We start from the raw sequence: 20,425 nt of genomic DNA on the forward strand, positions 1-20,425 counted from the left end.
CAGAAATAATTCTTGCTATGCGGATGACGGATGAATAAAACCTTCGCTCAGCATGGAACGATGCGCTTCCTGCATCGCTAAAATCATAAACAAAATAAATTATTTTAAATGAACGGAACTTATACTTCGATTATAAAACGGACAACACTGTTTGGAGTGCTATTATTTTTAACAAACAGTGTTGATGTTTTGGCATTCAGAAACCTTAGCCATTCTTTAAAAGGTATGGAATTTCAGGTACCACTGCCGGCCAAACAAAATAGTAAAGTACTTCCCAACGATTCATTATCGAAAATGAGGGATTCGTTGAGAACCAAACTCAGGAATTCTATTACGGTAACTTTGCCAGATTTTGATGTCCCTGTTTTATTTGGGACGCAGAAAAATGTAAAAAAAATCCAGTCTTCGGCTACCGTAAGCGGAGAGGAGCTGAAGAGTTTTCCTACGCCACAGGTTGGCTTAATGTTATACGGGAAACTGCCAGGTTTGTATGTGGTTCAAAATAATTTCCAGTTGGGGTCTGACGAGCCTGCTATATCATTAAGAGGAAGAACGCCATTGGTGGTGATTGATGGTGTACCACGCTCGTACCTAAGCATCGATCCCGAACAGATAGAAAGTATATCGGTAATTAAAGATGCACTGGGGACTGCACTATACGGCATGAAGGCCGCTGACGGTATGTTGCTGATCACAACCAAACGCGGCGCAAATATGCCTAAGCAAATTACTTTTACCAGTCAGTATGGTATTCAACAACAAATAGACCGGCCTAAATTTTTAGATGCATTTAATTATGCGACCTTATTTAACGAAGCGCTGGCAAACGACGGACGGCAGCCCATTTATACGGCAGCTGATTTGGATAAGTATAAAAACGGTACAAATCCGTTTACGCACCCCAATGTAAACTGGACTGACGAAATTTTAAAGGCATCCGCACCTGTAAGCAGGCAAAACCTCAACTTAAGAGGCGGAAGCAATAAAGTAAGGTATTTTGTAGACCTCGACTATCTGAGCCAGAGTGGTTTTTTAGTTACTGATCCTTCCATCAATACGTATGAAACGAACAATAGTTTCAAACGGTATTCCTTCAGAAGCAACATCGATGTGGATTTAACGAAGAGTACAACGCTCAGTTTAAGTTTATTTGGAAGAATAAGGAACAGCAACCAGCCAGGATCTACCATTGCCAGCATTTACAGCTCATTGTTAACTACACCTAATAATGCCTATCCGAAATTTAACGAAAATGGATCGCTTGGAGGAAATACAGAGTTTCAGAATAACCTGTATGGGATGTCTATAAAATCGGGATACAGGCCATCGGTAAACAGAAATTTGGGGGCTGATGTATCATTAATGCAAAAGCTCGATACCTTTTTGCCGGGTTTGTATGCAAGTGGCGCAGTATCTTTCAATTCCTACTATAACGAAAACATCAACAGAAGTAAATCCTTTGCCGTGTATTCTCCGGTAGTAAACCCTGCTACAAACCAAACCAGCTATAAAACAATAGGTGGCGATGGTACACAATCGAATAGTTCTTCGCCCACAGATTTAAACCAACAAATATTTTCCCGTTTCGATTTGGGTTATGATAAAACAATAGATAAAAATACTTTTAAAGCACAGCTGTTATATATCAGAGACAGTTACGTTTTGGGTGGCGCCTTATCGCAGGTTAACCAGTCGCTGGGGGCAAGGTTCAATTACGATTACGATAATAAGTATTTATTGGAACTGGCCACTTCGTACATGGGCTACGACCGTTATAAAGCTGGAGACCAATGGGGCTTCTTTCCATCAGTTGGTTTGGGCTGGAACATCGCCAATGAAAGGTTCTTTGCCAATTTAAAAAACACAATTAATGCGCTAAAAATAAGGGCCTCTTATGGCTTAACCGCTACAAATGCGGCTGCCGGATACTTCCAATACCTGCAAAACTTCGATAATGGCGATACATTTTACAGTAGAAATCCGCTAACCAGTTCAAGTACAAAAGATGAAGGGCCGTTGGCCAATCCAAATATTACCTGGGAGAAAGCAAAGAAATTCAATGTTGGCCTCGACGCGTCAATTTTAAAGGATAAAGTATGGTTTACCGCCGATTATTATAAGAACAGTTATTATGATCTGTTGCAAAGCAGAAGAACAAATGCAAGTGCTGTAATTGGAGCTGTTTTACCGTCAGAAAATATTGGAAAAAACCAATACTCGGGTGTTGAACTTGCGCTTGGATATCAAAATCAAATCAACAGCTTCAAGTATTTTATTTCCGCAAATGGCTCTTGGAGCGCAAGCAAAGTAATTTTTAACGATGAGCCTTTTAGGAAAAACAGTTACGAATATAGAACCGGACAGCCCGTAGGACAAACTTTTGGTTATGTGGCTGATGGTTTTTACAACAACACAGCTGAAATTAGCAACGGGCCAAAGGTTGACGGCTACCTTCCGGTTCCCGGTGATTTAAAGTATAAAGATTTAAATAACGATGGGATCATCAATACGTACGATATGACTGCCATCGGCAGTACCAAGCCGCTTTTCTTTTACGGTGTAACCGGAGGGTTTAATTATAAAGGATTAGACTTTTCATTCACCTTAAATGGCACTGCAAATAGAAATGTGTATTTCAACTTCATCAATTTCGCATCAACCGGTGCCGCTGGCGGATATGGGCAGGCCCTAGAAAACAGTTTGTTAAGGTGGACACCTGCTACCGCTTCGCAGGCAGAATATCCACGGTTAAGTGTTGGCAATAATCCCAATAACAGCCAGGTTTCTTCTTTCTGGGTTAAAAACGGCAGCTATTTAAGATTAAGAAATGTAGAAATAGGCTATAGCTTACCCGGCAACCTGATCAAAGTAATCGGCTTTAGCAATATCAGGGTATTTGCCAATGGTCTTAACCTGCTAACCGCTACAACTTTAGACGGGGTAGATCCCGAAGTGTTGATTGGAAATGTACCCAATCAGCGGATATTCAATTTTGGTGTTAACCTTCAGTTTTAAATCGTGATGATGAATAATTATAAAAAATACTTCGCTATAATATGCCTGTTATTTGCATTTGGCTGTTCGAAAAAATTTGAGGCAGAACCTTTAGACCGCATCACCGGCGACTTAATTTTTGATCCGCTTGATAAGAATGCTGATTATGCAAAACAATTTTTAAACGGAACCTATCTGTTGCTGCCTGATTGGTATAACAGGATAGATGGCAGCTTTTTAGATGCCGGAACAGACGATGCAGTACCATCGAGAATAGGAACCCAGGCAGAATATTACCGCACGGGTAGAATATCCTCTACAAGCCTTCCTGATGATGTTTGGAGCAAAAATTACCTGGGTATCAGAAGGGCCAATCTTTTTTTAAGCAAAGTAGATGTAGTACCCACAACTGCAGTTTTAAAAACTCAGTTTAAAGCCGAAGCAAGATTTTTGAGGGCCTATTTTTATTTTGAGCTGGTTAAACGATGGGGCGGGGTGCCTTTAATTGGCGACAAGGTATTTACCATCAGCGACGATATCAATATCCCTAGAAATACACTCGACGAATGTTATGCTTATATCGTATCCGAACTTGATGCCATAAAAAGTTCATTATTGCCTTATGCCATTACGGATGGAGATTGGGGCAGGGCTAATATCGGAGCCGCAATGGCCTTAAAATCGAGAGTGCTGTTATATGCTGCCAGTCCATTAAGCAATCCCACAAATAATATACAGAAATGGACGCTTGCCGCGCAGGCAGCAGCCGAGGTGAAAGCATTGGGTTATACCCTGGTAAGCGATTGGGTTGCCAATTTTAATGCCACTAAAAACACCGAGTTTATTTTTATTAAACAAAATGCTTTAAATACCAATATCGAAATCAACAATGGCCCGATTGGCTATTTGCAGGGTGTTGGCTTAACCAGTCCGTCGCAAAACCTGGTTGATGCATTTTTAATGCTGGATGGAAAAGCGATTTCAGACCCTGGATCTACTTATGATCCGAATAACCCATACTTAAACAGAGACCCGAGGTTAACAGCTACCATTATGCACAATGGCAAAAATTGGCTGGGAAGGCCTGTAGAAACCTTTGAAGGTGGACAGGATAAGCCGGGAGGGAACAGAACACAAACCAGGACCGGGTATTACCTGAGGAAATTTATGGGGAAATTTGAAACTTCCAGCACCTACACCAATCAGGCCCATCATGTCATTTTATTAAGGTATGCTGAAATTTTATTAAACCATGCCGAAGCACTAAACGAATCTGGTGGAGCGGTTGCCGATATCATTAACAATTTGGTTTTAATCAGGAAAAGAGCAGGCATTCTTCCTGGCTCCAATAACCTTTACGGTTTGTCGCTTACGCTTGGCAAAGATGAATTGCGTAAAATAATTCAGAATGAACGCCGTATAGAACTGGCTTTTGAAGAGCACAGAACCTGGGACCTGAGAAGATGGAAGTTGGCTGAAACCGAATTAAACAAACCGGTTAGGGGAGTGCAGATTACCAAAAACGGAACAGTCTTCACCTATACTTATTTCAATGCTGCAAATGCTGTTTTCGATGCTAAGATGTATTGGTATCCTATACCACAGGCCGAAATATTAGCCAATAATAAAATAGTTCAAAATCCAGGATGGTCTAACTAGTAACGGGTATAAATATAAAATAATGAATCATACCGTTTTTCAGATTACAAGTTGAAACGAAAATCAGGATGGCTTCATGCCGATTAAAAGAAACTATATACAGATGAAAAAAATACTGAATATACTATTGCTTGTGCTGTTCACTAATTTAGTTTACGCCCAAACCAAAGTTGTACGGGGTGTTGTGGCCGATGATAAGGGTACAACACTGATCGCTACAACAGTAACGGAACAAGAAAATCCAAAAAACATAGTGATCACCAATACCAGCGGCGCTTTTAGCATAAAAGTGGGTGCAAACAGTACCAAACTGATTATAAGCTCTGTTGGTTATATCACAAAAGTAGTCACCATTACCAGTCAACCTTTAAACATTGTTTTAGAAGAAGACAATTCAAATTTAAACGAAGTGGTTGTAGTGGGTTTTACGCCACAAAAGAAAATCACCAATGCCGGTGCAACCAGTACCGTTTCGGGTAAAGAATTAAGACAGAGCCCGGCCGCAAGTTTTCAAAACGCACTGGCGGGAAGGCTACCGGGTTTGTTCCAACAGCAAACCAGCGGTCAGCCTGGGGCCGATGCCGCTAACATTTACATCCGTGGGGTGAGTACCTATACAGGCGCGTCAAACAGGCCATTGGTAATTGTAGATGATGTAGAATACCCTTACGAACAGTTAAGTCAGTTAAATTCTAACGAGATCGAAACGGTTTCCATTTTAAAAGATGCTTCATCAACGGCTATATATGGGATAAAGGGCGCTAACGGCGTAATCGCAATTACCACCCGAAGAGGCACAATTTCAGCTCCAAAAATTACATTTAGAAGCGATTTTGGTCTGCAAACACCAACCCTAAGAAGAAAACCACTCGACTCGTATAATGCCTTAATCTTATTGAAAGAGATGGAGGTAAATGAGGGCAGAGATCCTAATCTGGCCTATCCAGGTCTGGTTACTGAGGAAGCGTTAAACCATTTTAAATTGGGCGACGATCCGTACCGTTACCCGAGTGTACAATGGTACGATGAGGTAATGCGTAAAAACGCGTTGCAGCAAAGTAATAATATCGACATCACTGGCGGTACTCAAAATTTAAAATATTTCGTGGCACTTGGCAATGTTAATCAGGACGGTATTTTAAAAAATATACAAAAGGACGAAAACTTTAACAGTAACTATTATTTAAAAAGATACAATATCAGATCGAATGTGGATTTGAATGTAACTAAAACATTAACCCTAAAACTGGATCTTTCGGCCAGATTTAATGAAATTAACCAGCCAAACCTGCCCGATGTATTGGCCGGTGGTGCCATTTCCATTTGGCGGAGATTAAGCAGCGGACTTTTAAATCCATGGAATTACCCTGTAAAAAATGAAGACGGGAGTTATGGAGGCAGGAAATCAGCAACCTTAAATCCGGTTGGTATTTTGCAATATGCGGGTTACAACAGGAATTACAGTAATAACCTTAACTTAAACTTAAAGGCCAATCAAAATTTAGATTTCGTAACGAAGGGTCTTGCTGTAAGGGCAATTCTGGCCTATACCAATAATGTGGAGTTTAACCGGTCGTTAACCAGAGGACGTTTTCCTACTTATGCGTATCTGCCCGGATCGGATGTTTTAGACCCTGTTTTTCCTGAGCTAAGCAGGTTGGAGCCGCTCACCGCAACAACCACATTTGATGCCAATACCTCTAACTATCCCGTTCGTAAGGTCAATGCACAGGGTATTTTAGATTATAACCGCCAGCTTGGAAACCACAATTTGTATGGTCTTCTTGTGTATAACCAGTTAACTGATATTTCTGGTGCGAATATTCCTGCAAATTTTAGAGGATATTCTGCAAGGCTTGGTTACAATTACAAATCGAGGTACATATTCGAGCTGAATGGTGCGTATAACGGTACCGACAGGTTTAAAGCTAGTAAACGCAATGGCTTATTCCCGGCAGTAAGTGCAGGCTGGAACATTAGTGAAGAGCCTTTCTTTAAAAAGGCACTTCCTTTTATCAACTATATGAAATTCAGGGGCTCCCTGGGTACTGTTGGTTCTGATGATTTTCCGAATACTTACCGCTATATCTACGAAGAAATCTATAATGCCCCGGCAACGGCGGCAAACTCTTATTGGTTTGGCGATAATAATACCTTACAGTATGGCATTACCCCCGGTGCCCTGGCAAATGAAGACGTAAGATGGGAGCAGGAGCGAAAGTTTGATATTGGTACCGACATTAAATTGCTGAACAGTAAACTGGGGATCACCTTCGATTATTTTAACCATAAAAGGTACGATATTTTAACAGTCAGGGAAACTGTTCCTAATTTCTCGGGCATTTCCCTGCCTCCGGTAAATTTGGGTATTGTAAACAATAAGGGTTTTGAGCTCGACCTGTCATACCAGAATAAACTCTCAGAGAACTTCTCTTATTTTATTAAAGGAAACATTTCCATCTATAAAAATAAAATAATTTACCGTGATGAGCCTTATAATCAGGGTAATCCGCTGTTGATGCGCACAGGGCGGCCAATTGGACAGATTTACGGGTATACCAACATAGGTTTCTACAATGATGAGGCCGATATCGCGAATAGTCCTACATCTGTTGGCCGGACAGTTAAGCCAGGTGATTTGAAGTATGCCGATATCAACAACGACGGAAAGATTGATCAGGGAGATATTGGCCCGATTGGCAATCCGAATATTCCGCAGATCAACTATGGGTTTTCATTAGGCACAAGCTACAAGGGATTTGATGTTTCCGTGCTTTTTCAGGGTGCTGCAAAAGGAAGTTTAAGTGCTTCTACCATGTTTCAGATAGGAACTACTAATGGTACGCCATCCGAAATACACTTAAAGAGATGGACGCCTGAAACTAAGGAAACTGCAGAATTACCACGTTTAGGCGGTGCCAACTTTGACCAGTCTACCTTTTGGTTACGCCCAACAGATTATATCCGGCTCAAAAATGTAGAGCTGGGCTATAACTTTAGCAACAAACTGGTCAGTAAAATCGGATTATCAAATGCCCGTATTTATGCAAACGCAGCAAACCTGATTACATGGTTTAACCTCAAAATTTACGATGTAGATCCCGAGTCTATAAACGCTACAGGAACGGTAGAGGCCTATTCTTCCTATCCTCAACAGAAAATTGTAAACCTTGGCTTACAGGTAACATTCTAATATATAAACAGATGAAAAATATAAATTATATAAAAACTTTAACATTAATTGGCTTATTAGCAATAAGTGTTGTTGCCTGCAAAAAAACGGATAGCAATAGTTTTTTGGATAAAACTGATGTAGGGCAGCTTAACGAAGAAACTGTATTTGCAGATAGTTTGTTAACATTTCGGTTTTTAACGGGTATCTATACCGGTTTGGCCGGGACCTATTACCTCGACAATGGTTTAACGGGCGGAGGTTTGTGGTCGTACAGCGATGCCTCAGACGATTCGGATATTGTATGGAACGGTGCTACCGCACAAATAGCACCCGCCTTTAATTCGGCAACATTTCAAAGTCAGGCCGATTTTAGCCGCTTTAAGAACCATTGGAATAATTGTTACAATAATATCAGGCGGGTAAATGTTTTTCTGGCGAATGTAGACAGATCTCCGATTTCGGCTGGCAGAAGAGCAACTTTAAAATTAGAAGCCAGGTTTTTAAGGGCATATTATTACTGGCATTTGCTACGTAATTACAGTGGTGTGCCGGTTATTGGCGATAAGGTGTACGCCATAACCGACGATTTTGGTTTAGCCAGATCTACATTTGCCGAAACGGTAAATTATGTTGTTAGCGAATTAGATGCCTGCGCAGCCTTGCCCTTAACCACACAGATTGAAGATTTCGGACGGCCCACAAAAGGTGCCGCATTGGGTTTAAAATCGAAAGTTTTGCTTTTGGCTGCCAGTCCTCTTTTTAACGGTCAAAACCCAGGTACAGGTGTCAATAAAAATCTTGCGGGTTACGATAATTTAGATAACAATAGGTGGAAACTGGCTGCCGACGCAGCAAAGGCGGTAATGGATATGGGGATATACAGTTTGGTAAAAGACAATACAACTGCCCCTGGTTATGGATATTATCAGATGATGATTACGAGAAATACCCCCGAGCATATTTTCCAGGTAATGAAATCGACAAACAGATGGTATGAAGGTTTTCTGCTTCCGGTTTCACGCGGCGGGCAAGCTTATTCTTATCCCACCCAGGAACTGGTAGATACCTATCCCATGAAAAATGGTAAAAATATCAATGAAACAGGTTCGGGTTATGTAGAAGCAGATATGTATAAAGACAGAGATCCTCGTTTTTACTATTCTATTTTATACGATGGCAGCTTATGGTTAAACAATACCACAAACACCAAAACCGTAGTGAATTTGTACGCCAATGCACCTGGCGATGGCTTAGGTACATCTGGCTCTACTAAAACAGGGTATTTATACCGAAAATTTTGTCACGAAGGTTCAGGGGGCAATTTTGGTATATCCAATAATATCGGTTTGGTGGCCATCAGATATGCCGAAATATTACTGAATTACGCAGAAGCACTTAACGAATTTAGCGGGCCGAGCACAGAAGTATACCAAGCTGTTGAGCAGGTCAGGGAAAGAGCTGGTTTAATGCCATTCCAATTGCCCTCGCAGCTAAGCAAAGCGCAAATGAGAGAAGTAATCCGCAATGAGAGAAGGGTAGAATTAACCTATGAAGAAGCAATTAGATTCTTTGATATCAAAAGGTGGAAACTGGCAGAAACTTTAATAAATGGTCCGGCCAATGGGATGCGTTGGACACGTAGCGGATCTACTGTTACCGGAGCCCGCTTTTCTTTTGAAACCAGGAAATTTACCAATCCTCAGATGTATTATTTCCCTATTCCGCAATCAGAAATTAACAAGAGTGCAGTGCTGATTCAAAATCCGGGATGGTAAAAGTGGCTTAAGTCGTGAATTTTAATAACCAATGATCAATCAGCAATGAACAATTTAATGAACCCCATCACCAATATCAAAACACTCGAACCCATTATATTCTATTCGGGAAAAGATGACGAACTACAGATTTTTTTGAATGAAACCGAGTTCGGTGAATTAATTATTATCTCATTGTCTGGCGATCAGTTACTGGTGAAGGATGTGCTATTGGAGGAAACAAATGAAAAGCTAGAATGGAAACAAGACCACAAGGGGCTGCGGATTTCGGTGCCGGAAGGATTACAGATGAGTGGAGGAAAGGTGGGGCGTGTGTTGAAAGTTACATTTTAGTCTGAAGTCCTTAGTCGGTAGTCCAAAGTCGATTCCTGAGAAAAATTGGCTGATCAAAGAAGAAGGGGTATTGAGGAGTTCATGTGCAGTTATCCATGCGGTTCCTTTGGCTTCAGTTAACCAATATCAACAATTAACCAGTTAACCAATAAAAATTAACCTTAAATCTTTAAACAATGAAAAACAAAAAACAACTTTGCTTTGCTTTGCTTTTGATGATTTCGAGTGGCTTTTTAATGAGCGCTTGTAAAAAAGCAGTAGTTTCAGAACCAGAAACGGTAAGCACAAAGCCCAAAACGCTGGCATTAACGGGCACCACGCCGCCGACTTTTGTAACCAATACCAAAAACCTGAACATTGTAATGTTTGTGCCAACGGATAATCCGGCGCTTGCCGATTACAAAACCCGACTAACAACCTTGCTCGTCCACTTTCAGGGCTGGTTCCATACCGAAATGTTACGGTATGGTTATGATAAATATATGGGCTTGCCTAAAGTAGATTCGACAGGATTGGTGAAATTTATTGAAATACCTGCACAATTCGGACAGGCGGCTTATCCTTATGATGCCAGTATTTCGGCGACTAAAATCCTGAACGAAGTGGCGGCTTACAAAGCTACACATACTTCAGAGTTCTCAAATTCGAGCCACACCCTGATCTTGTTACCACAGCGAACTGATGGTAGTTTCGATCAGCCGTTTTATGGTTATGGTAAAAACTGTTTTGCTACCGATAATTCAAATATGGCTGTTGATAAGATACCTAATGCCAGTTCAAACTTATTGGGTGGTATGTTGCACGAACTCGGTCACGGTTTAAATCTACCACACGATCATGCTAAATATGCTTCAGAGCAGCCTACTTTGGGTACTTCGCTAATGGGAAATGGAAACGTAACTTTTAGTAAAGGTCAGCCAACATTTTTAACAGAAGTGGATGCGGCTATCCTTAACCGTAACGAAGTGTTCCAAAATCCTTTACCAACTGAGATCCCTTATGAAGCTGCTACCACCACCATTAATGCCCAGTTTGCTTATAACGCGGCTAACCAGTCTTTTAATGTTACCGGCTCATTTACAAGCAATAAAGATGTAAATGATATTTTAATTTACATGGACCCAGATTTGGGCACTAGCGATGCTGATTATAATGCAGTTGCATGGAGATCGAACCCAGGCACAGGAAATACCATTTCTGCAACGATTCCATTTAGCGAACTTTATTATAAAAACAACGAAGCTTACAACATCAGGGTGAAACTGTTATTGAAAAATGGGGGTAATGTAAGTAAAACCTATTCTTTCTCTTTTTTAAATGGCGTGCCGCAAATTGGAGCAAACGGTTCTGCTAAATTTTACCAGAATGCCAGTTATGGTGGTTACGGAGTATCGCTACCCGTTGGTCAATATACAACAGCTGATCTGATCAGCCGCGGCATTAGCAATAACGATGTCTCATCTGTTAATGTAGGACTAGGGCTGAAAGTATTGATGTATGATGGAGATAACTTTACCGGAAGCAGCATTGAATTAACCTCATCAAGCACTTATGTTTCTACTTTTAATGATAAGGCATCATCAATAAAAGTAATTGCCCTTTAATTATTATATTTTTAAACAGACTTGTGCTAACATTTCAAGTCATGAAATGAAAATGAGAAAAACACTTTTTTAAAGTCTGTTATTTGTACTGTTTGCCCGGCTGTTATTTGGGCAAACAGTATTGCAACAAAACGGAAGATTAATTTGAATATGAAAAATATATTGAGGTATGTATGTTTAACAATGGCTGTAACCGTTATTGCAAACCATGCAGATGCACAATGGACCGGACCGAAAAGTAAGCCAGCCAAAGAGGTAGAAGTTAAATATGGAAGCCTGACCCCGCCACACCGTACAGATGCAGATATGCAAGCTTTTCGTAGCTATGGTTTAGGCCAGTTTATCCATTGGGGTATTTATTCCATTGCAGGGAACGAGTGGAATGGCGTAAGTGCAAGAGGAGGTGCAGCTGCTTCAGAGTGGATTAGATCCTGGGGCGGGCCAACGGCGCCGAAAGACTGGTCAAACACTTATGATAATCTGTACAAACAGTTTAACCCTAAAAACTTCGATGCCAAACGCTGGGCCAAACAAGCAAAGGAAATGGGCGCAAAGTATGTTATTTTTACTACCAAACACCACGATGGTTTTGCCATGTGGCCAACAAAATATTCAGATTATAATATCTCTGCATCACCTTACAAAAAAGATATTGTAAAACAGATTGTAGATGCCTATACCGCTGAAGGTATTGATGTGTACCTGTATTTTTCTGTTTTAGAGTGGAATAATCCGAACTATATGGGCAAAGCCCCTAAAACAGATGAGGAGAAAGCAAAATTTGATAAATTTCTGCAATACACCCGAAATCAGCTGTTAGAGCAGTTGGAGAATTATCCTAAAATTAAAGGATTCTGGTTCGATGGAACCTGGGATGCTTCGTGGAAAAGCGCCTATGAATTTACCTATAACCTGGAGAAAGAACTCCGTGAGAAACATCCTGGACTAATTATCGGTTCACGTTTTCGTAATGATGAACACGGATCACGTCATTTTGATTCAAACGGCAATATTTTAGGCGATTACGAACAGGGTTGGGAGCGTAAACTGCCTGCAGAATTTGAATGGCTAAACGGTAACGATTGGGATGCCGTGATGACGATTCCGCCAAATGGCTGGGGGTATATGAAAGATTGGTCGGGAATTTATACCAAAACTACCGATGATCTATTGGACATGTTAATGCATTCGGTATCGATGAATGGCAATTTTGTGTTGAATTTCGGTCCGGATGGCAATGGCAATATGCATCCTGAAGAAGATAAAATTGCAAAAGAAATTGGCGAATGGATGAAACTAAACGCTGAGGCGGTATATGGCGTGCGCCATGCAGCCTTAACGCCATCAAAATTGGGCTATTTTACACAAAAAGAGGACAATCTATATTTGACCGTTTTTAACAGACCTGTAAATAATATTGTCCGAATTGGGGTACCTAAAAATGCAAAAGAAGTTCCCGGCAATGCTATGCTATTAGTTGGAGGGAAAACTTTACTGCTAAAACAGTCTGATATTGGATTGGACCTGGACAAAAATACTTACTACGATGTAACACTTCCAAAAGATTTCCAGGCCAATAGGGCATTTGTGATCAAGATGAAACTGGTTGCGCCTAAAGTGAAATCGGCAAAACTGATGGATGCGAAGATGTAGGTGAGATAGTCCTTGTTTGAAACGAGGATGAGAATTGCATTTGTAATGCAAAATGAGAAGTTTAATGGCGATAAAATCGCCTAAATAACTCCGTCATTGCGAGGCACGAAGCAATCCTACAACTATGGGTCAGCCCAGCGAGCGCATTAAGATTGCTTCGTGCCTTGCATCCGATAACTATCGGATGACGATTCATTTAAAAAGATTGTCATCCTGAACTTGTCGAAGGACGATGGGACAGCTCTTATATAAATTATTGATACAACCTGAGGATAAAGTAATCTCAGTTTTACAAAGAAGAATGAAGATAGATACAACCCGATTTAAAAAATCGATTTTAATTGCCCTGCTCATATTTGTTGTGGGCATTACATCCGCTCAACAACAACCTGCAAGGATCATTTTACCTTTTAATGCAGATTGGTCGTTTAAAAAAACGAAAGACAGTGCCGAAACGAAATGGGAGAAAGTTACGCTTCCGCACACTTGGAATGCCGTAGATATGCAAACCACAAAAAACTTTTACGAAGGTGAAGGTATTTATAAAAAGGATTTTTTTTTCGGAAACGAATATAAGGACAAACGGCTCTTTTTAAAGTTCGAAGGTGTGGGCCAATTGGCAGAGGTTTATGTAAACAATAAACTGGTGGGCAAACACAAGGGATCTTACAGCGCTTTCTGCTTAGATATCAGTTATGCGGTAAATTTTGGTAAAAACAATACCATCCTGGTTAAGGCCAACAATACCGCTAAAAGAGATATTATTCCCGTAAACCATTTCCTGTTTGGTATTTATGGTGGGATTTACCGACCAGTTGAATTGATTGCCACGAATAAGCTCAACATTACGACTACCGATTACGCTTCGCCAGGAATTTACATTTCTCAGAAAAATGTTTCAGCGCAATCGGCAGATATTGCCGTTGAAGTGAAAGTAGAAAACAAACTGGCTGTTGCAACCGATATATCGATCAAAACCACGATTTATGATCAGGCAGGGAAGGATGTGGCGCAACAGACAGAAAATTATAATGTAAACACTCAGGGCAGACAGGATTATGTTCAGCATCTTAATGTTCAAAATCCAACGCTTTGGGACGGTTTTAATAATCCATATCTCTACAAGGTGGTTACGCAGATCATTAAGGATAATCAGGTAATAGATGAAGTTACACAGCCTTTGGGCATCCGCAAATTTGAACTGGTGGCCGGAAAGGGGATGATGCTGAACGGAAAACGTTACAATATGTACGGCGTTTCGAGGCATCAGGATCGCTGGCAATATGGCAATGCGCTGAGCAATGCACAACACAAAGAAGATCTAAATATCATCAAAGAAATGGGGGCAACCACGATCCGCCTTGCGCATTACCAACAGGCAGAATATCTGTATGCGCAATGCGATAGTATGGGTTTTGTGATTTCAGCTGAAATCCCTTTTGTAAATACCTATACCGGCGAGGAGGGTGAAAACGCCAAACAGCAATTGATGGAATTGATCAAACAGAACTACAATCATCCTTCAATTTTCTTGTGGGGTTTGCATAACGAAGTGTATGGCAAAACGCCTTCCGATTTCCCTGCGGTATTAAGCCGCGATTTAAACGATCTGGCCAAACAAATCGATCCATACCGTTATACCATTACGGTGAGCGGTTATGGCGAAATGGAACGCCCAACCAATCTGAATGCCGATGTGCAGGGAATGAACCGCTATTATGGTTGGTATGAAGGTAAAATTGGTGGTTTAGAAAAATGGGCAACTGATCTGGAGGCTAAATATCCGAATAACAAGGTCATTTTATCCGAGTATGGAGCAGATGGGAATATATTTCACCAACAGGAGCAGGCCGATTTAAAGGACACTTACAATTATACCTTACCCGATTACCCTGAAACCTATGAAACTAAAACCCACGAAATTCAGTGGCCTATTTTAGCCAAGCACCCTTATATACTGGCATCTTACGTATGGAATATGTTCGATTTTGCTACCCCAATGTGGAACCGTGGCAGTATGCCCGCCAGAAATATGAAAGGCCTGGTTTCTTTCGACCGCAAGATCAAAAAAGATGCTTTTTATTGGTACAAGGCTAACTGGAGTAAAACACCTGTGTTGTACTTAACCGAAAGAAGGGCAACGGTACGTAAACATCAGGTTACCGAAGTAACCGTTTACTCCAATATAGGCAGCCCAAAACTGTATTTAAATGGGAAGAAAATTTCTATCGAACCAAAATTGGTTGACGGCAACGTATTGTACAAATTCGAGAATATCAATCTAAAAAAAGGTAAAAATACAATTGAAACCAGCGTTGTAAAAGATGGCGAAACCGTGAAAGATAGTATTAGCTGGATTTTCAAGGGATAAGATTTAAATGTAAATGAGTTGGTATCCAGTAATTTGGTTGATTAGTCCAGATTTTGCCAACTGAGCTGATGGTACATTGGAATGGCTATCCAATGGTTCCAGTACATTTATTTGCTTAGTTAATGATTGCGTAGCGATGGATGTTGCTGCGCAATCTTGACCTATTCAGTCATGTTAAAGGCTATTGTTCAAATGTCATTAAGTTAAGCCCTAATCACAGCTAAACATAATTTAACCACTGAAAAAAGGATGCATACACCCCGCCAGAATGGCTTGGCAGGGATGTAAAGATCCGTGTTTATCTGTGTCATCTGTGGTTAAATCTCTTAATTTAATGACATTGGACTATTTTTAGCTGATGATAAATCCAAAAAGCACAAACTTTATATCAAAAACGACAAGATTAATTTTTATGATTAATTTACATTTGATTTAACGTTTTAGTGATCATTTAGGTTTGTATAATGAGAAAAATTTCGGCGATGATATTGATGGTTTTGTTGTTTGGTAGTACTTTGCAGGCCCAGGAAATTAAAAATTTTGGTCCTGACGGTAAGCAGATTACAAAATTCGACCAAATGGGGAAAGCAGTAGATGCCCATGATGGTGAAATCGCCTATTTCGGAGGAACTTATTATTTATATGGCACCAGTTACGACTGTGGTTTCGAATGGAACAATAAAACAGCACCATTTTGCGGTTTCAAAACCTACTCTTCCAAAGATATGGTGACTTGGAAAGATGAAGGTTATTTGTTTGACGCCAGCACACCTTTATGGCAGTCGCGCTGCGATGGTAAAACTTATGGTTGCTTTCGGCCGCATGTCATTTTTAATCCAAAAAACAAAACCTATGTATTGTGGATCAACGTTTATGATAATGTGAGCGGTTATCGGGTATTTACAAGTAAATCGCCGATCGGACCTTTTACAGAACAACCTGAACCAAAAATTTCCATCAACAGCAATATGCCTGCCGCTGGCTTAAACAATGGCGACCATGATCTTTTTATTGATGATGACGGTACAGGATACCTGGCTTTTACCGATTGGAGAACAAAAGGAACCATTGTAATAGAACAATTAACGACCGATTATCTTTCAGGCACAGGCAAGGTTGTTAAGTCGATCACTCCAGGACAAACGGAAGCTCCGGCATTGTTTAAAAGAAAGGGGATGTATTACTTAACCTATTCTGATCCCAATTGTGGTTATTGCTCTGGTACAGGTACCTCATACCGCACGGCAAAAAATGTTTTGGGCCCTTGGTCGGAGGGCAAAAAGATTAGCGATAACTCCTGCGGTGGACAACCCTCTTTTGTTTCTACTATGAAAATCGATTCCGAAACCATTTATTTATATGGAAGTGATTTATGGAACAATGCAGCAAAAAACGAAGCGCTGGCTAATTTTTATTGGGCACCCTTAACCTTTGCTGAAGATGGTGCGATCAATCCAATGGAGTGTTTGAAAAGCTTCGCTGTAAAGAAAAGTACTACAGCACATCAAATGTTAAATGAAGAAGACTATCTGGCCACTTGCGATATTAATTCAAATCTACAGCGGTCGCAAACCTTTACAGCGATAAAAACAGGGGTTTTAGCATCTGTTGAAATTACCACACTAAAAAGTGGTTATCCTGATCAGGATCTGAACATCGATTTTTATCCAGCAACTGCTGGAAAAATTAATGGGTCGGCTATCGGAAAGGTGAGTATTTCTGAAAAAGAGATGGGCTGGTCGGCCAAACCGATTGTGGTGAAAACAAATGTACCCTTAAAGAAAAATCAGCAATATGTTGCCGTAATCCATTCTAATACTACGAAAGGATGTTATGGATTGGCTTTAAGCACTATCATTCAGTCGAAAGAAATGACTTCGATCAGTAAAGACAAGGGTGTAAGTTTTGAAGTAGAGCAGGATAAAAAACTTAAAATCAATTTCAATATAAAATAATTCCAATAGGTGGTCGCGGCTAAACCCCTCATACGTCATCCTCGCGCAGGCGGGGATCCTAATGCAAAAGAAAAACCTATCAAGGCATTACGATTCCCAAACAAATCTTTTGGAGGGAATGACAAAACACGCTTAGGATTTTATTAAAAGTCGTATCTACCTGCAATATTTTAACAACAACCGATCTGCTAAATGGCTACCTAATGATTTTATTTTTTTCCAATCGGAACAGGCTCCGTCAAGGTCGCCGGTTTGTTTTTTACAGATGCCCCGGCAATATAGGTTATCAATTTCGTTTGGATACTCGGTAAGACAAAGATTAAAATATTCCAACGCCGCCGGATAATCTTGTGCATTATAGGCTGCTATGGCACGTACTAGATTTTCGTAATTGGAAGGGACAAAATATTTTATCTTCTGCTCCACAATCGTCGATACAGCTTTGCCATGGTATTTGGCCGGTTTCCATTTCTTTTTATCTACATTAAAGAATTTGAGGTAAGCATTGTCGTAATCGGCAGTTACGGATTGAATAATTTTTAAGCTGTCGACCTTTCCGTTTGCACGAACAATGAATGTAGCAACGAGATCTTTTTTTTGGTCGTTTTTACCAGAGTTGTACAATTGTGATTTTATGGATTTGTTTTGGTTATAACCTTCAAATATTGGGTGGATTTTTTCACTGGCTTTAAATATGGTGTCGGCACCCGAAATCTGGTAAATATCTTCGGCTTGAGGTGGATGTAATTTTTGAAAAACTGTTTCGGGTATAAAAGTATATTTTAATGATTTGGGCGCATCTAGCACCGTACCCTGTACAAGAATTAAAGAGTCTTTGCTGAATTTTAAAACCCTGAAAGTATTGGTGGGGAAACCACTTAGCGATTTAATAATAAACCTGTTGTTTTTAGTTTCAAACTGCTCTGCAAAACCTAAATCTGTATACTCATTTGCGGTACTAATCATATTGTTGTCGCTAAATGTATATTTGAGATAAGCATACTTATGTATGTCAGCATCAGGCAATTCGTCACCACTAAGGTAAGTTAAATTGATGGCTACCCAAGGTCCGTTTAAGTCTTTTACATTAGGCTGGGCATAAATAAATCCACTGAGCAGACAGAGGAGCGTGGTGAGTCGGAACATCATATTTGGTTAATTTAGATGGCTAAAAATACTATAAAATCTAATATTTTAATGATCTGGTTAATAAAATTATCATCTCATTGACTATAAATATTGTTCATGAATAAAATTAGCGCATTCCTGCTAAATTGCACCTGCTAAAACTACAGGAATATATGATGAATGAAAGCGATAAACCCGAATTTTGGGAAAATGCATTTGGCGATAAAAAGGAAATGTGGGGCTTTGAACCCGCCCAATCTGCGGTATTGACCAAAGATTTTTTCTTGCAAGAATCCGTTCAAAACATACTGGTTCCTGGGATTGGTTATGGAAGGAATGCACAGGTTTTTGTAGAAAACGGAATAATCGTTACCGGAATTGAGATCTCCAAAACTGCGATCGAAATGGCAAGAAAACATTATGGAACTGATATGGTGATCTTCCATGGTTCGGTAATGGATATGCCTTTTGATGAAAATAAATATGATGGCATTTTTTGCTACGCACTGATCCATTTATTGGATAGTGAAGAAAGGAAAAAGTTGATCGGCGATTGTTATCATCAGCTTAAAGATGGTGGTTATATGGTTTTTACAGCCATTTCTAAAGCGGCCCATACCTACGGACAGGGAAAAATGATCAGCAAAGATCGTTACGAAATCGTTAATGGTGTACAGCTGTTCTTTTACGATCAGGAATCGATCACCGATGAATTTAGTGGTGCAGGTTTATTCGAAATCACTGAAATTGTGGAAAACCAATCTTTTTATCTGATTAAATGCAGAAAGTAGTCCAGCGATGAAGGTTTGATGATCGTGGCACCTATTATTTCCTGACTTTCATGATTTTCGTTCCTAACGAATAGATAAAGAGATGCTAAATATTTGTTTAGCATCTCTTTACTTCATTAATCTATATTACTCAGAATTTAAATTGATTAACTCCTTCCAGGATAGTATGTTTTCACATAGTTAATATCTCCCTGCGAAATGGTTGTATTGTTTGGTGCGATTGCTATATTATTGGTTGTAAAGCTGGCATCAACAGGATAGTGCATAATAGATTTTGTATCGTATGCATTGAAGTTCAAACCAGTTCTGGAGTTAACAGATAGTACATTATAATCAATTTGTCTTTTAGTCCAGTAATTTGGAAAACCCATATAATAATTATAAACAGCTTGTGTATTCCATGGAATATTGGCATCAGGATGTGATTGTTCGTGCTCCAATCCCAGGGCATGACCAAATTCGTGGGTTATTACTCTTCTAAATTCAGTCTCGTCTGTGGTATTATCAAACCCATAATTCATCGATGTTGACTGTCTTCTGGAATCTGTACCAATGTAAGACCAATAACCGTCATCTTCAAAAGCAACCTTAACGTCGGCGGTTGCATTGTCGGCAACGAATGTGAACGTAATGTTGGCATAAGGCTCCCAACTTTTGGCATATTGTATTACTTTGTTACGAAATAGGGTAGAGCCTCCAATGAAACGTACTCTAACCGTGCTTCCATTAACCCATCTTTTACTTGCGTAACCGTTCGCCTCAGTTGCCGGACCACCATCATCATTAACGAGCATTTTACAGCTGAAAATATTATCCAATTCGGTCTTTTCAGTTTTTAAATCAGTGTTGTCTAAGCTTGTTTCTTCAACATTTTTTTTACAGCCTATGGTCATGGTCATGACCAGCGCAAGCAAAAAGCTTGATTTTAAAAAATAGTTTTTCATAGGTTTTAGGTTTTAAGGTTAATTATTGGTTTATGTTTTTTAT

Annotated in this window: 12 protein-coding genes; 10 read left to right on the forward strand and 2 right to left on the reverse strand. The window is 40.0% G+C overall.

Annotated features, from left to right (window positions below):
• Positions 1-108: 108 nt before the first annotated feature.
• The 9 genes from R2S57_RS13565 to R2S57_RS13605 all read left to right on the forward strand — a co-directional run bounded on the left by R2S57_RS13565 (position 109) and on the right by R2S57_RS13605 (position 17,519).
• Entirely contained in the window at positions 109-3,015 is a 2,907-nt protein-coding gene (locus R2S57_RS13565; RefSeq protein ID WP_316845489.1) for a SusC/RagA family TonB-linked outer membrane protein, read from the forward strand.
• Between the two features lie 6 nt (positions 3,016-3,021).
• The gene (locus tag R2S57_RS13570; RefSeq protein WP_316845490.1) at positions 3,022-4,653 is read left to right on the forward strand and encodes a RagB/SusD family nutrient uptake outer membrane protein; all 1,632 of its coding nucleotides are present in this window, start codon (positions 3,022-3,024) and stop codon (positions 4,651-4,653) included.
• Between the two features lie 103 nt (positions 4,654-4,756).
• Entirely contained in the window at positions 4,757-7,846 is a 3,090-nt protein-coding gene (locus R2S57_RS13575; protein WP_316845491.1) for a TonB-dependent receptor, read from the forward strand.
• Between the two features lie 11 nt (positions 7,847-7,857).
• Positions 7,858-9,603 (forward strand): RagB/SusD family nutrient uptake outer membrane protein, encoded by a 1,746-nt coding sequence (locus R2S57_RS13580; RefSeq protein WP_316845492.1) that lies wholly within the window; start codon positions 7,858-7,860, stop codon positions 9,601-9,603.
• A gap of 45 nt (positions 9,604-9,648) precedes the next feature.
• The gene (locus R2S57_RS13585) at positions 9,649-9,936 is read left to right on the forward strand and encodes a hypothetical protein (protein ID WP_316845493.1); all 288 of its coding nucleotides are present in this window, start codon (positions 9,649-9,651) and stop codon (positions 9,934-9,936) included.
• 176 nt (positions 9,937-10,112) lie between these two features.
• Positions 10,113-11,540 carry a hypothetical protein gene (locus tag R2S57_RS13590; RefSeq protein ID WP_316845494.1) on the forward strand — a complete coding sequence of 476 codons (1,428 nt, stop codon included), beginning with the start codon at positions 10,113-10,115 and terminating at the stop codon, positions 11,538-11,540.
• A 150-nt stretch (positions 11,541-11,690) separates the two neighbouring features.
• The gene (locus R2S57_RS13595) at positions 11,691-13,193 is read left to right on the forward strand and encodes an alpha-L-fucosidase (protein WP_316845495.1); all 1,503 of its coding nucleotides are present in this window, start codon (positions 11,691-11,693) and stop codon (positions 13,191-13,193) included.
• 301 nt (positions 13,194-13,494) lie between these two features.
• Entirely contained in the window at positions 13,495-15,564 is a 2,070-nt protein-coding gene (locus tag R2S57_RS13600; protein ID WP_316845496.1) for a glycoside hydrolase family 2 protein, read from the forward strand.
• Between the two features lie 464 nt (positions 15,565-16,028).
• Positions 16,029-17,519, forward strand: a complete 1,491-nt coding sequence (locus R2S57_RS13605; protein WP_316845497.1) for a family 43 glycosylhydrolase — start codon at positions 16,029-16,031, stop codon at positions 17,517-17,519.
• Positions 17,520-17,675: 156 nt separating this feature from the next.
• Here the strand turns inward: R2S57_RS13605 and R2S57_RS13610 are convergent, their stop codons facing one another.
• A complete protein-coding gene (locus tag R2S57_RS13610) occupies positions 17,676-18,668 on the reverse strand; it encodes a hypothetical protein (RefSeq protein ID WP_316845498.1) in 993 nt (330 codons plus the stop codon).
• Between the two features lie 152 nt (positions 18,669-18,820).
• Here R2S57_RS13610 and R2S57_RS13615 point away from each other — a divergent pair, with 152 nt between their 5' ends.
• Entirely contained in the window at positions 18,821-19,438 is a 618-nt protein-coding gene (locus R2S57_RS13615; protein WP_316845499.1) for a class I SAM-dependent methyltransferase, read from the forward strand.
• Between the two features lie 146 nt (positions 19,439-19,584).
• On the opposite strand, the gene R2S57_RS13620 is transcribed toward R2S57_RS13615, so the two are convergent.
• Positions 19,585-20,382 carry a M12 family metallopeptidase gene (locus R2S57_RS13620; RefSeq protein WP_316845500.1) on the reverse strand — a complete coding sequence of 266 codons (798 nt, stop codon included), beginning with the start codon at positions 20,380-20,382 and terminating at the stop codon, positions 19,585-19,587.
• Positions 20,383-20,425: the final 43 nt, after the last annotated feature.

Source organism: Pedobacter psychrodurus (assembly GCF_032678585.1).
Classification (GTDB): domain Bacteria; phylum Bacteroidota; class Bacteroidia; order Sphingobacteriales; family Sphingobacteriaceae; genus Pedobacter; species Pedobacter psychrodurus_A.

Excerpts from the sequence above, each read along its gene's own strand:
- R2S57_RS13585 (WP_316845493.1), top strand. The coding sequence starts at position 9,649 with ATGAACAATTTAATGAACCCCATCACCAATATCAAAACACTCGAACCC.
- R2S57_RS13575 (WP_316845491.1), top strand. The coding sequence starts at position 4,757 with ATGAAAAAAATACTGAATATACTATTGCTTGTGCTGTTCACTAATTTA.
- R2S57_RS13590 (WP_316845494.1), top strand. The coding sequence starts at position 10,113 with ATGAAAAACAAAAAACAACTTTGCTTTGCTTTGCTTTTGATGATTTCG.
- R2S57_RS13565 (WP_316845489.1), top strand. The coding sequence starts at position 109 with ATGAACGGAACTTATACTTCGATTATAAAACGGACAACACTGTTTGGA.
- R2S57_RS13615 (WP_316845499.1), top strand. The coding sequence starts at position 18,821 with ATGATGAATGAAAGCGATAAACCCGAATTTTGGGAAAATGCATTTGGC.
- R2S57_RS13580 (WP_316845492.1), top strand. The coding sequence starts at position 7,858 with ATGAAAAATATAAATTATATAAAAACTTTAACATTAATTGGCTTATTA.
- R2S57_RS13610 (WP_316845498.1), bottom strand. The coding sequence starts at position 18,668 with ATGATGTTCCGACTCACCACGCTCCTCTGTCTGCTCAGTGGATTTATT.
- R2S57_RS13620 (WP_316845500.1), bottom strand. The coding sequence starts at position 20,382 with ATGAAAAACTATTTTTTAAAATCAAGCTTTTTGCTTGCGCTGGTCATG.
- R2S57_RS13595 (WP_316845495.1), top strand. The coding sequence starts at position 11,691 with ATGAAAAATATATTGAGGTATGTATGTTTAACAATGGCTGTAACCGTT.
- R2S57_RS13570 (WP_316845490.1), top strand. The coding sequence starts at position 3,022 with ATGATGAATAATTATAAAAAATACTTCGCTATAATATGCCTGTTATTT.
- R2S57_RS13600 (WP_316845496.1), top strand. The coding sequence starts at position 13,495 with ATGAAGATAGATACAACCCGATTTAAAAAATCGATTTTAATTGCCCTG.
- R2S57_RS13605 (WP_316845497.1), top strand. The coding sequence starts at position 16,029 with ATGAGAAAAATTTCGGCGATGATATTGATGGTTTTGTTGTTTGGTAGT.